The sequence below is a fragment of the Agrobacterium sp. A3-95 genome (assembly GCF_053521785.1).
In genome coordinates this window covers 149583-162954 of sequence record NZ_JBNWDR010000005.1, presented here as the reverse complement: position 1 = coordinate 162954, position 13372 = coordinate 149583, and the positions used below count along the sequence as shown (strand labels likewise).

10 protein-coding genes are annotated in these 13372 nt (G+C 58.9%); 8 read left to right on the top strand and 2 right to left on the bottom strand.

Translation table 11 applies throughout. The features are described from left to right. Window positions 1-156: 156 nt before the first annotated feature. The 6 genes from ACQZ5Y_RS15360 (at window position 157) to ACQZ5Y_RS15335 (ending at window position 6777) form a co-directional block, all read left to right on the top strand. A complete protein-coding gene (locus ACQZ5Y_RS15360) occupies window positions 157-1602 on the top strand; it encodes an FAD-binding oxidoreductase (RefSeq protein WP_112290133.1) in 1446 nt (481 codons plus the stop codon). Between the two features lie 118 nt (window positions 1603-1720). Next, window positions 1721-2437 carry a FadR/GntR family transcriptional regulator gene (locus ACQZ5Y_RS15355; RefSeq protein ID WP_003516533.1) on the top strand — a complete coding sequence of 239 codons (717 nt, stop codon included), beginning with the start codon at window positions 1721-1723 and terminating at the stop codon, window positions 2435-2437. Window positions 2438-2643: 206 nt separating this feature from the next. Continuing rightward, window positions 2644-3804, top strand: a complete 1161-nt coding sequence (locus ACQZ5Y_RS15350; protein ID WP_174050176.1) for a fumarylacetoacetate hydrolase family protein — start codon at window positions 2644-2646, stop codon at window positions 3802-3804. Between the two features lie 116 nt (window positions 3805-3920). Continuing rightward, window positions 3921-4451 carry a TRAP transporter small permease gene (locus ACQZ5Y_RS15345; RefSeq protein WP_003516529.1) on the top strand — a complete coding sequence of 177 codons (531 nt, stop codon included), beginning with the start codon at window positions 3921-3923 and terminating at the stop codon, window positions 4449-4451. Window positions 4452-4455: 4 nt separating this feature from the next. After that, window positions 4456-5733, top strand: coding sequence for a TRAP transporter large permease (locus ACQZ5Y_RS15340; RefSeq protein WP_003516526.1), 1278 nt, complete (start codon window positions 4456-4458; stop codon window positions 5731-5733). 36 nt (window positions 5734-5769) lie between these two features. After that, on the top strand, window positions 5770-6777 hold the full coding sequence (locus ACQZ5Y_RS15335; RefSeq protein ID WP_003516523.1) for a TRAP transporter substrate-binding protein: 1008 nt from the start codon (window positions 5770-5772) through the stop codon (window positions 6775-6777). A 105-nt stretch (window positions 6778-6882) separates the two neighbouring features. On the opposite strand, the gene acs is transcribed toward ACQZ5Y_RS15335, so the two are convergent. Beyond that, window positions 6883-8838 (bottom strand): acetate--CoA ligase, encoded by a 1956-nt coding sequence (gene acs, locus ACQZ5Y_RS15330; protein ID WP_003516521.1) that lies wholly within the window; start codon window positions 8836-8838, stop codon window positions 6883-6885. A gap of 232 nt (window positions 8839-9070) precedes the next feature. Between acs and ACQZ5Y_RS15325 the strand changes: the two genes are divergently transcribed. Further along, on the top strand, window positions 9071-9775 hold the full coding sequence (locus ACQZ5Y_RS15325) for a DUF1013 domain-containing protein (protein WP_003516519.1): 705 nt from the start codon (window positions 9071-9073) through the stop codon (window positions 9773-9775). 108 nt (window positions 9776-9883) lie between these two features. Here ACQZ5Y_RS15325 and ACQZ5Y_RS15320 read toward each other — a convergent pair whose 3' ends face one another. After that, window positions 9884-10543, bottom strand: a complete 660-nt coding sequence (locus tag ACQZ5Y_RS15320) for a YggS family pyridoxal phosphate-dependent enzyme (protein WP_174059892.1) — start codon at window positions 10541-10543, stop codon at window positions 9884-9886. A gap of 193 nt (window positions 10544-10736) precedes the next feature. Here ACQZ5Y_RS15320 and leuS point away from each other — a divergent pair, with 193 nt between their 5' ends. Next, window positions 10737-13367 (top strand): leucine--tRNA ligase, encoded by a 2631-nt coding sequence (gene leuS, locus ACQZ5Y_RS15315; protein WP_003516514.1) that lies wholly within the window; start codon window positions 10737-10739, stop codon window positions 13365-13367. Window positions 13368-13372: the final 5 nt, after the last annotated feature.

Genomic DNA, 13372 nt, shown 5'->3' with positions numbered 1-13372 from the left:
ACATCATCGGCTCGTGAACCGATAAATTAGCTTGTAAGGTTGTCTGATAACCTTATATGGTTTGATTGAAAATAGTATTTTTTCACAAACCGGCAAAAGCAAGGGCGAAAGACCTTTGCCCGGATATTTTAGGGCGGATTGGACGGAGAGGGTGGAATGACGATCGTGAGCGAACACGATATCGAGGAATTGCGGTTCTCGCTGAAGAACAGGCTGGGCGAGGCATTGCTGCTGACATCGCAGGAAGACATGCTGCGCTATTGCCGCGACTGGCATGGCGACGTCACCAGTTCGGCGGTAGCCGTCATCCGCCCCCGTTCGACCAAGGAAGTCTCCGATACGGTTCGCGCCTGCGCCGAACTCGGTCTCGCCATCATCCCTCAGGGCGGCAATACCGGGCTGGTGCTCGGCGGCATTCCCGATGAGCCAAAGCGTCAGGTCGTGCTGAGCCTCGAGCGCATGAACGCCATCCGCACAATAGACAGCGACGATTTTTCGGCTGTCGTTGAAGCCGGCTGCATTCTGTCGGAATTCAAGGATGCGGTTCAGGACAAGGGAATGTTCTTTCCGCTGTCGCTCGGCGCGCAGGGCAGCTGCCGCATCGGCGGCAACGTCTCCACCAATGCTGGCGGCATCAACGTTCTGCGTTACGGCATGACCCGTGAACTGGTGCTGGGTCTCGAAGTGGTATTGCCTGATGGCACCATCTGGAATGGCCTGTCGACGCTGCGTAAGGACAATCGTGGCATTGACCTGAAGCAGCTTTTCATCGGCGCGGAAGGAACACTCGGCATCATCACGGCCGTGTCCGTAAAGCTCTACCCCAATCCAGAACATGTCGAGACGGCACTGCTCGGCCTCAATTCGCTGGATGACGCCATCAAGCTTTATCGCCGCGCCCGCCGCGAATGCTGCGACCTGATGTCCGCCTTCGAATTCATGCCGCCCGTCGCCTTCACGCTCGCAATCGAAGCAATCCCCGACCTTAAAATGCCGATCGCCGGAGATTATCCGGCCTATGTGCTGATGGAAATTTCCGGCTCGGGGCTAGTAGACACTGCCGACCTGATGGGACGGTTCCTCGAGGGCGTCATGGAAGACGGTCTGGTGCTGGACGGCGTCATCGCCTCCTCGCGAGCACAGGCGCAATCGCTGTGGCTTTTCCGCGAGGGCATGAACGAGGGTCAGGCGCTGCGCGGCAGCCATATGCGCACCGATATTTCCGTGCCGCTGTCAAAACTTGCGGCGTTCGTGGCCGAAGCAGAGGCTGAACTGGCGGAAAAACTGCCGGAATGCCTGGCGGTTTCCTATGGCCATGTCGGAGACGGCAACGTCCATCTCAACGTGCTGCCGCCAAACGGAGCAACGCCGCAGGAGCGCGAAGCCTTCATCTACAAATCGAAAACCCTCGTCAACGAAGTCCTTGACCGTTACGTCGGCAGCATCAGCGCCGAGCACGGCATCGGCCGCCTGAAACGCCCCGATTTCGAAAGCCGGCTATCTGATGTGCAGCGCCGGATGATCACGGGTTTGAAAAATGCCTTTGACCCCGATTTGCGGATGAATCCCGGTTGCCAGATAACCCTGCAACCGGATAGCTAATCGAGAAACAGCAAAGGCGGCGGAATACGCCGCCTCTGAAAACCCCGCTGACGGCGAAGGAGGAAGTCGCCTGCCGCGGGAAAAACGGACCAATCGTTTCTGTGGAACGGGAGCAATCATGACGCTGGAGTTCAGTCAGATACATCGCAACGATCATCTGCCCGGCCGGATCGCCGCGGAGATCGCCCGCGAAATCAATGATTCGAAACTCGGGCCGGGCGACAGGCTGCCGACGGAACATGTTCTAGCGAAAACCTTCGGCGTCAGCCGCTCGGTCATCCGTGAAGCGATCGCGCAATTGCGCAACGAAGGTTTTGTCGAAACACGGCAAGGCGTGGGCGCTTTCGTCACCGATCCCCGGCAGAGACTGTCCATTCGCATCGAGCGGTCCCGTCTGAACGATCCGGAAAATTTCCGCGATCTCTTCCAGCTTCGCATGCCGATGGAAATCGAGGCGGCGGGTCTGGCAGCACTCCACCGCAACCCGCAGCAGCTGGCGCGGCTGGCGGCGGCACTGGAAAAGATGCGAACGACCGACGACTGGTCGACGGAGGGCGTTGCGGCCGATCTCGACTTTCACCGTATTCTGGCGGAAGCGACGCAGAACGAATATTTCCTGATGTTTCTCGGCTTTATCGCAGAACGCATCAGCTCGGCTATCAACATCGCCTTCTCCCGTGCTATTTTCGGGGAAATCCTCGAGGTGACGATCGCCGAACACGTGGCAATCTTCGAAGCCGTCGAACGCGCCGATGCGACTGCGGCCAAGGATGCGATGCGCAAACATCTGCTCGGGGCAGCAAGCCGGGTCAATCTGGAACTGGATATCTTCTGAGCCGCAAACAGAAGCTTAAACGGCAAAGCTATAGGACAGGTTTCGCTGCTTTCCGGCAATCCAGAGGCGAAAGACGATAATTTTGTCTGCGGTGCCGCTAGACTCGCTGTAAAAGTCATACTAAGAAGAATGAGATTAGGTTGTCAGACATCCAGACAATATGACCGCAGGAGGCGGCTGTCGGAGGGCTGAAGGGGAGGATATATATGACCGGCTCAAGGTCCATCGACGCTACCGCTATTTTGCCTGAAGACTTTGAAAACGCCCTGCTCGTCGGCCGCGTATGGTCGAAAAGCGAAGGCGGCCCCTGCCCCGTTCTGCTAAAGGGCGGCGTGCTATACGACCTCACCTCTCTTTCGCCGACCATGTCGGAACTTCTGGAAAAGACGGATCTGGTGGAGCTGCTTGCAGACACCGGCACATTCGTGGCGCTTGGCGCGCTCGAGGCCTTTCTGGATGGCTCCGCTGGTGAACTTCTCGCCCCCAACGATATTCAGGCCGTCAAGGCTGCAGGCGTGACCTTCGCCGACAGCATGCTGGAACGCGTGATCGAGGAGCAGGCCAAGGGCGATCCACTTCGCGCGCAGGAAATACGCGGACGGCTGGCGCCGGTTCTCGGCGACAATCTCAAGGGACTTGAGGCCGGTTCGGAAAAAGCAGCCGAAGTGAAGAAACTGCTGCAGGAAATGGGCCTGTGGTCGCAATATCTGGAAGTTGGCATCGGTCCGGATGCGGAGATATTCTCCAAGGCGCAGGCCATGGCCTCCGTCGGCTGCGGCGCGCTGATCGGCGTTCACCCGAAGTCGCAGTGGAACAACCCGGAGCCGGAAGTGGTGCTGGCCATTGCCTCCGACGGCCGTATCGTTGGCGCGACGCTCGGCAACGACGTCAACCTGCGTGACTTCGAGGGCCGCTCCGCCCTCCTGCTCAGCAAGGCAAAAGACAACAACGCATCCTGCGCAATCGGTCCCTTCATCCGCCTGTTTGATGGACGCTTTACCATCGAAGAAGTGAAGAAGGCGCAGATATCGCTTCTGGTCGAAGGCGAGGACGGCTTCACCATGACCGGTGCAAGCGCAATGCAGGCGATCAGCCGCACGCCGGAAAACCTCGCTTCCCAGCTCTTGAACCGCAACCATCAGTATCCTGACGGCGCCGTCTTTTTCCTTGGTACGATGTTCGCGCCGGTAAAGGACCGCCATGGCCCGGGTCTCGGCTTCACCCACTCCAAGGGCGACCGTGTCGAAATCTCCACGCCCAAGCTCGGCAAGCTGATCAACTGGGTCACGACGACAGACGAATGCCCGGAATGGACATTCGGCACCGCGGCCCTCATGCGCAACCTGGCGAAACGCGGGCTGCTCTAGGCAATCCAGCAAAACTGCATCGCGGTTTTGCGCCCAGAATTGCGAAAACCCATAGGTGGAGCATTGAGGGCGATCCTTCGTCGAAAATGCTCCAGATATTTCTTCGGGAGGGGAAAATGCAAAAGACCATCAATCTCTTTTACCGGATTCTCGAAATCATTCTCGTCCTGCTGCTCGCCGGCATGTCGATCATGGTCTTCGTCAACGTTGTCATGCGTTACACGATGAATTCCGGCATAAATATCTCGGAAGAATTGTCGCGATACTTCTTCGTATGGCTGACCTTCATCGGCGCCGTACTGACCTTCCGTGAAAACAGCCATATGGGCATCGAAACTCTCGTGATGTTCCTGTCGCGCCGCGCCCGTGTCGTCTGCATGGTCTTGTCGAACATCATCATTCTGGGCTGTTCCGCCATCTTCTTCTGGGGAACATGGAAGCAGTCTGCCATCAACGCCAGCATGCATGCGCCTGTCACCAAGCTGTCGATGATCTGGGTCTACGGCATCGGCATGTTCACCGGCGGCCTGATGTTCATCATCGCTCTGGAACGCCTCTACCGTTATGTGACGGGCCGCGTGACAGAGGATGAAATCGCCCAGTTCGCCGGCGAGAACCTCACGATCGAACAGCTTTCGGAGCGCTGATACCATGACACTTTTCGTTTTTGTCGGCTCTCTTCTCGGAGCCATGGCGATTGGCGTTCCCGTCGCTTTCTCGCTGATGTTCTGTGGCGTCGTGCTCATGTGGTACATGGGCATGTTCAACACCGCGATCATCGCCCAGAACATGATCTCGGGCGCGGACACCTTCACGCTGCTCGCCATTCCCTTCTTCATTCTGGCTGGCGAACTGATGAACTCCGGTGGTCTTTCCCGCCGCATCATCGACTTTGCGATTGCGCTTGTGGGCCATATCAGGGGCGGTCTCGGCATCGTGGCGATTGTCGCGGCCATCATCATGGCCAGCATCTCCGGTTCGGCCGCTGCCGACACCGCAGCCCTTGCCGCGATCCTCATCCCGATGATGGCGAAAGCTGGTTACAACATTCCGCGCTCCGGCGGCCTCATCGCTGCAGGCGGCATCATTGCCCCGGTCATTCCGCCTTCCATGGCCTTCATCGTCTTCGGCGTCGCCGCAAACGTTTCGATCACCCAGCTTTTCCTTGCCGGTATCGTACCCGGCATTCTGATGGGCATTTCGCTGATCATCGCCTGGCTGATCGTGGTCCGAAAGGATAACATCAAGCCGCTGCCCAAGACCTCGGGCAAGGAACGTCTGGTTGCCACGGTCCGCGCCGGCTGGGCGCTTGGCATGCCGGTCATCATTCTGGGCGGCATCAAGGCAGGCATCATGACGCCGACGGAAGCCGCCGTTGTCGCTGCCGGCTACGCTCTTTTCGTCGGCATGGTGATCTACCGCGAACTGAAGCCGGCGGATCTGTTCCACGTTCTTCTGCGCGCTGCCAAGAGCACCTCGATCATCATGTTCCTTGTCTGCGCAGCCCTCGTCTCCGCATGGCTCATCACGGCTGCGAACATTCCAAACGAAGTCGCCGGTTATATCGAACCGCTGATCGATCGTCCGATGCTTCTGATGGTTGCCATGATGGTGCTGGTCTTCATCGTAGGAACCGCGCTCGACCTTACACCGACCATCCTGATCCTGACGCCCGTTCTGATGCCCATCGTCAAGCAGGCAGGCATCGACCCGGTCTATTTCGGCGTCCTCTTCATCATCAACAATGCCATCGGCCTGATTACCCCGCCGGTCGGTGTCGTGCTGAACGTCGTCTCAGGCGTCGGACGCATCCCGCTCGGCAAGGTCACGATCGGTGTCTGGCCTTTCCTCGTTGCAGAAACCATCGTTCTGGCGTTGCTCGTGATTTTCCCGGACATCGTGATGGTTCCGCTGCAGTACCTTCGTTAATCGCCACTTCTCAACCAAAATCCAAGGGAGGATATTATGAGAAAGCTTCTTCTGACCACCACGGCCATCGCTTTCGCGGTGGGCGCCGCAGCCCCGGCAATGGCTGAATTCAACAGCCGCAACATCCGCGTTTCGAACGGCATCAACCAGGACCACCCGGTCGGCAACGGCATCAAGGCCATGCAGGCCTGCCTCGACGACAAGTCGGGCGGCAAGCTGAAGCTGACGGCATTCTGGGGCGGCGCTCTCGGCGGTGACCTTCAGGCGACGCAGGCCCTGCGCTCCGGCGTTCAGGAAGCGGTTGTTACGTCCTCGTCACCGCTCGTCGGCCTGATCCCGTCGCTCGGCGTCTTCGACCTGCCGTTCCTGTTTTCCAATGCCAAGGAAGCCGATGCCGTGATGGACGGCGCCTTCGGCGACATGATGAACAAGAAGCTGGAAGAACAGGGCCTCGTAAACCTGGCCTACTGGGAAAACGGTTTCCGCAACCTCTCGAACTCCAAGCACGCCGTAAACAAGTGGGAAGACTTTTCCGGCCTGAAGGTTCGCGTGATGCAGAACAACATCTTCCTCGACACCTTCCAGAACCTCGGCGCCAATGCAACGCCGATGGCTTTCGGTGAAGTGTTCTCGGCACTTGAAACCAACGCGATCGACGCACAGGAAAACCCCTATGTGACGATCGACACCTCCAAGTTCTACGAGGTGCAGAAGTACATCACCGAGACGAACCACGCCTACACGCCGTTCCTCTTCCTCTTCTCCAAGCCGATCTTCGACAGCTACACGCCCGAAGAACAGACGGCCCTGCGCGAATGCGCAGTCGTCGGCCGTGACGAAGAGCGCAAGGTCATCCGCGAACTGAACCAGAAGTCGCTGGAAAAGATCAAGGCTGCAGGACTTGAAGTGAACTCGCTGTCTGCGGAAGAGCAGGCACGTATCCGCGAAAAGTCGATGGTCGTCTACGAAAAGCACAAGGCTGAAATCGGTGCCGACGTCGTTGACGCCGTTCTGGCGGACCTGAAGAAGATCCGCGGCCAGTAATCCTGTCTGGATAAAATTAAAACACCCGGAGGTCAGCCTCCGGGTGTTTTTGTTTATGCGAATACAGAAAAGAAAAAGGCTGCCAAAGCAGCCTCTTCCAGAAAATCAGGACGCCGTGCGGTTTTGCCGGTTGGCGATGAGATCTTCGACCACCGCGGGATCTGCAAGCGTCGATGTATCCCCAAGCGCGCCGAAATCATCCTCCGCGATCTTGCGCAGAATACGCCGCATGATCTTGCCCGAACGGGTCTTCGGCAGGCCTGGCGCGAACTGGATCTTGTCTGGCGTCGCAACCGGCCCGATCTCGTTGCGGACGTGCTTTACCAGCTCCTCGCGCAGCGCATAGTCGCCGCTCTGGCCCGCCATCAACGTGACATAACAATAAATGCCCTGCCCCTTGATGGCATGCGGGTAACCCACGACCGCCGCTTCCGAAACCTGATGATGCGAAACAAGTGCCGACTCGACTTCGGCGGTGCCGAGGCGGTGGCCGGAGACGTTAAGCACGTCATCGACGCGGCCAGTGATCCAGTAATAACCGTCCTCATCGCGCCGGCAGCCGTCACCGGTGAAATACTTGCCCTTATAGGTCGAGAAGTAGGTGTCGACGAAGCGCTGGTGATCCCCGTAAACGGACCGCGACTGGCCCGGCCAGCTGTCGATGATGCAGAGATTGCCGTCGGCCGGCCCCTCCAGCACGTTGCCTTCGGCATCGACCAGCTGCGGCTGCACGCCGAAGAACGGCCTTGTCGCCGAACCCGGCTTCAGGTCCGTCGCACCCGGCAGCGGCGAGATGAGAATGCCGCCCGTTTCCGTCTGCCACCAGGTATCGACGATGGGGCTCTTATCCTCGCCGACCACATGGTAATACCACTCCCACGCTTCGGGATTGATCGGCTCGCCCACCGTGCCGAGAAGCCGCAGGCTTTCGCGCGACGAACGCGTGACGAACTGGTCGCCCGCCCCCATCAGGGATCGGAGCGCCGTCGGTGCGGTGTAGAAGATGTTGACCTTGTGCTTGTCGATGACTTCCCAGAACCGTCCCTGATCCGGGAAGTTGGGAACGCCTTCGAACATCAGCGTCGTCGCACAGTTCGCCAGCGGCCCGTAGACGATGTAGGAATGGCCGGTGACCCAGCCGACATCGGCGGTACACCAGAAGACCTCCCCGTCCTTGTAGTCGAAGACATATTCATGCGTCATCGACGTATAGACGAGATAGCCGCCCGTGGTGTGCAGCACGCCCTTCGGCTTGCCGGTGGAGCCTGACGTGTAGAGGATGAACAGCGGATCTTCCGCCCTCATCTTCACCGGCGGGCAATCCGGTTTCACCGTGGCGATTTCCTGATGGTACCAGATGTCGCGGCCGGGCGCCCAGCCGGTCTTGCCGCCGGTGCGGCGCACGACCAGAACCTTGTTGACGATGACATATTGCTTGGCGGCAATATCGATCGCCTTGTCGGTATTTTCCTTGAGCGGGATCGGCTTGCCGCCACGCACGCCTTCATCGCAGGTGATGACGAAGGTGGACTGGCAATCGACGATGCGGCCGGCCAGGGCTTCCGGCGAGAAGCCGCCGAACACGACCGAATGAATGGCGCCGATGCGGGCGCAGGCGAGCATGGCATAGGCCGCCTCGGGTATCATCGGCATATAGATGGTGACCCGGTCGCCCTTCTTGACACCATGCTTCTTCAGCACGTTCGCCAGGCGGCAGACATAGTCATAGAGCTGATTGTAGGTGATCTTCTTGTCGATATAGGGATTGTCACCTTCCCAGATGATCGCCGTGCGTTCGCCATGCGTCTTCAGGTGCCGGTCGATGCAGTTGTAGGAGACGTTCGTCAGGCCGTCCTCGAACCACTTGATCGGCACTCTTCCCTTGAAGGACGTGTTCTTGACCTTGGTATAGGGCTTGAACCAGTCGATCCGCCGGCCGTGCTTGTCCCAGAACTTCTCGGGATCCTCGACGCTCTCCTGATACCATTTCTGGTAACGCTCATTGTCGATGAGCGTGCGGGCTTTCGCCGATTTGAGCACGGGGTAGATTTTGGCAGACATGAACTCCTCCTGGAACCAGATATGGCTTGATATGCGCGACCTTGAGACTCCCACCTCAGGCATGTGTTGAATTCATAGCAGTTCAAATGCACACGGCAATTAGACAAAGGCATTTGTTTCGCAAAGAATTGCAATTATGATGCAATCCAGTTATAGAGCGCCAATATCCCGGAAATCAGTGGTTGATACCACGCCCGCGACCCCGGCGCGGACGGACAGAAGGACTGTATCTATGGCTCAACAATTGCTCATGCCAAAAGCTACGGCTGTATGGCTGGTAGACAACACCGCGCTGTCGTTCGATCAGATCGCCACGTTCTGCAAACTGCATCCGCTCGAAGTCAAGGCAATCGCCGACGGTGAAGCCGCGCAGGGCATCAAGGGTCTCGACCCGATCGCGACCGGACAGCTTTCCCGCGACGAGATCGCCCGCGCTGAAGGCAACCCGAACCACAAGCTCAAGCTTTCCGAGCCAAAGGTTCGTGTGCCGGAATCCAAGCGCCGTGGCCCGCGCTACACGCCGGTTTCCAAGCGTCAGGATCGTCCGAACGCCATTCTCTGGCTGGTCCGCAATCATCCTGAGCTGAAGGACGCGCAGATTTCGCGTCTTGTTGGCACCACCAAATCCACCATCGAGCAGATCCGCGACCGCACCCACTGGAACTCGGCAAACCTCACCCCGATGGACCCGGTAACGCTTGGTCTCTGCAGCCAGATCGATCTAGATCTTGAAGTTGAACGCGCATCGCGCGGCCGCCCGCTGCCGACAGCAGAAGAGCTTGGCAACACGCTGCAGCCGGCAACGGCGACGGAAGGTCTGGATTACAACTTCCAGCGCGACGAAGAAGAAAAGCAGATCGACGCGGACGCCGTCTTCAAGAAGCTCAGCTCGCTGAAATCGGCTCCGAAGGACGAAGACGAGGACGATCACTACTGATCGAAAGTCTTTCCGTTTATGAAAACCCGGCCGTCGTGCCGGGTTTTTTGTTTTCAGAGCTTCAGGGCATTTCCAGTAAACCGGCTATGCGCTTTTACCGGAAATGCTCTAGCGGGCACCGAAGATTGCCGAGCCGACACGCACGCTGGTGGCGCCGAATTCTATCGCAGTCTCGAAGTCCCCCGACATGCCCATGGAAAGCTTCTCGAGGCCGCATTGTCTGGCAAGCTTCGCCAGAAGCGCAAAATGCGGACCGGGATTTTCATCCGCAGGCGGAATGGACATCAGGCCCTCGACCGACAATTTCAGCTCGTCCCGGCAAAAAGCCACGAAGGCGACGGTCTCGCGTGGATCGATGCCGGCCTTCTGTGGCTCCAACCCGGTATTGACCTGCACATAAAAACGAAGGCTGCGGCCCTGTTTGACGCACTCCTCGGAAAGCGCACGGGCGATCTTTTCCCGATCAACGCTCTGTACGACGTCGAACAGCGCAACGGCATCCGCCGCCTTGTTGGACTGCAGCGGCCCGATCAGGTGCAGCTCTATACCCGATGTCTTTTCTTTAAGCGCAGGCCACTTGCCCTGCGCTTCCTGTACGCGGTTCTCGCCGAACACGCGCTGGCCGCTGTCGATCACCGGCTGGATCTCTTGCGCATCGAACGTCTTCGAGACGGCGACGAGAGAAACATCCGTCGCCTTGCGGCCGGACTTTTCCGCTGTCTCCGCTATGCGTTGCCTGACATCCTCAAGACGTGCTTCGATTTCCATCACAGGACCTCTATTTGAAACATTCTGAACGCTAACTAGACGCCGATTGCCTTGATGCCAAGCGGGTTTAGCACCATTTGAGGCACGCTGGCCAAGATTGAACGCCCGGAGGCCCCGCCAAACTTGACGCCCCGGTCGTTTCATGGTGAAGGTCAGCGCAAATTTTTCCCCTCGATACCCGGAATTCTAAACAATGGCCATCGAACGTTACAATCCTCGCGACGCCGAGCCGCGCTGGCAGCAGAAATGGAACGAAGACAAGGTTTTCGTGACCGACAACAGCGATCCGCGCGAGAAGTATTACGTTCTAGAGATGTTTCCCTACCCGTCGGGACGCATTCACATGGGCCACGTCCGCAACTACGCGATGGGCGATGTCGTTGCGCGCTACAAGCGCGCGCGCGGCTTCAACGTTCTGCACCCCATGGGCTGGGACGCCTTCGGCATGCCTGCCGAAAACGCGGCTATGCAGAACAAGGTTCACCCGAAGGACTGGACCTATCAGAACATCGCCACCATGCGTGGCCAGCTGAAATCCATGGGCCTGTCGCTGGACTGGACCCGCGAATTTGCGACCTGCGATGTGGAATATTACCACCGCCAGCAGGCGCTGTTCGTCGATTTCATGGAAAAGGGTTTGGTCTACCGCAAGCAGTCCAAGGTCAACTGGGATCCGGTCGACCATACCGTTCTGGCCAATGAGCAGGTCATAGACGGCCGCGGCTGGCGCTCCGGCGCGCTGGTCGAACAGCGCGAATTGACGCAGTGGTTCTTCCGAATCACCGATTTCAGCCAGGATCTGCTGGACGAGCTGGACACGCTGGATCAGTGGCCGGAAAAAGTACGCCTGATGCAGAAGAACTGGATCGGCCGCTCCGAAGGCCTGTCGCTGCGCTGGCAGACCGTTGCTGGCACAGTGCCGGAAGGCTTTGCCGATATCACCGTTTATACAACGCGTCCCGACACCCTGTTCGGCGCATCCTTCCTGGCAATCGCCGCCGACCATCCGCTGGCAAGAGAGCTGTCGGAGAAGAACCCTGATATTGCCGAGTTCTGCGACGAGTGCCGCCGCCATGGCACGTCTCTCGCGGCGCTGGAAACAGCGGAAAAGAAGGGTATCGATACCGGCGTAAAGGTCGTGCATCCGCTGGACCCGACGTGGGAACTGCCGGTCTATGTCGCCAACTTCGTGCTGATGGACTACGGCACCGGCGCGATATTCGGCTGCCCTTCGGGTGACCAGCGCGATCTGGATTTCGCCCGTAAATACGATTTGCCGGTGGTGGCCGTCGTTGCGCCGGAAGGCCCCGACGCTGCCAGCTTCACCATTGAAGACGTCGCCTTCACCGATGATGGCGTGATGATCAACTCCGGCTTCCTGAACGGCATGAACACGACTGACGCCTTTGAGGCGGTCGTGCAGAAGCTCTCTGCCCAGACGCTGGGCAACACGCCGCAGGCCGAGCGCAAGGTCAATTTCCGCCTGCGCGACTGGGGCATTTCCCGCCAGCGTTACTGGGGTTGCCCGATACCCGTCATCCATTGCGAAGTCTGCGGCGTAGTTCCGGTTCCGAAGAAGGACCTGCCGGTCAAGCTGCCCGACGACGTGACCTTCGACGTGCCCGGCAACCCACTGGATCGCCACCCCACATGGCGTCACGTTGCCTGCCCGCAATGCGGCCATGACGCACGCCGTGAAACCGACACGATGGACACATTCGTCGATTCCAGCTGGTACTACACGCGCTTCACCGCGCCTTGGGAAGATGAGCCGACGGATCCGAAGGCCGCAAACCACTGGCTGCCGGTGGACCAGTATATCGGCGGCATCGAGCATGCTATTCTGCACTTGCTCTATTCGCGCTTCTTCACCCGCGCCATGCGCGAGACCGGCCATGTCGGCGTCAAGGAGCCCTTCAAGGGCCTGTTCACGCAGGGCATGGTTGTGCACGAGACCTATAGCCACGGTGAAGGCCTGACCCGTGAATGGGTAGCGCCCGCCGACCTGCGCATCGAAGAGACTGACGGTGCCCGCCGGGCATTCCTCTTGTCCTCCGGTGCGGAAGTGAAGATCGGCTCGATCGAGAAGATGTCGAAGTCGAAGAAGAACGTGGTCGACCCGGATGACATCATCGCATCCTACGGTGCGGATACCGCTCGCTTCTTCGTCCTGTCGGATTCCCCGCCCGACCGCGACGTCATCTGGTCCGAAGCCGGTGTGGAAGGCTCAAACCGCTTCGTACAGCGCGTCTGGCGCATCATCGGCGAAGTCGCGACCGAACTGAAGAGCGTCACGCCGAAGCCCGCGAGCGAGGGCGAGGGCCTGGCGGTATCCAAGGCGGCCCACAAGACGCTGAAGGCCGTTCAGGAGGATCTGGACAAGCTTGCCTTCAACAAGGCGATCGCCCGCATCTACGAACTGGTCAACGCGCTCGCAGCTCCGTTGGCGGATGTCGCGGCTGGTGGCAAGCCTGATGACGTCAAGGCGGCGGCGCGTGATGCCGTCGAAATCCTCATTCGCATCATTGCCCCCATGACGCCGCATCTGGCCGAAGAATGCTGGTCGGCGCTGGGCAACGAGGGTCTCGTCGCCCAGACGCCGTGGCCAACTTTTGTACCCTCGCTGGTCGAGGAAAACGATGTGGTCATGCCTGTTCAGGTCAACGGCAAGAAGCGCGGCGAATTGACAATCGCGCGCGATGCGGATCAAGATGCGGTCCGAGCGGCTGCCCTTGCGCTGGATGCCGTCAAATCCATTCTTGCCGGTGGCGAGCCCAAAAAAGTCATCGTGGTTCCGCAGAGGATTGTGAACATTGTTGTCTGACGTTT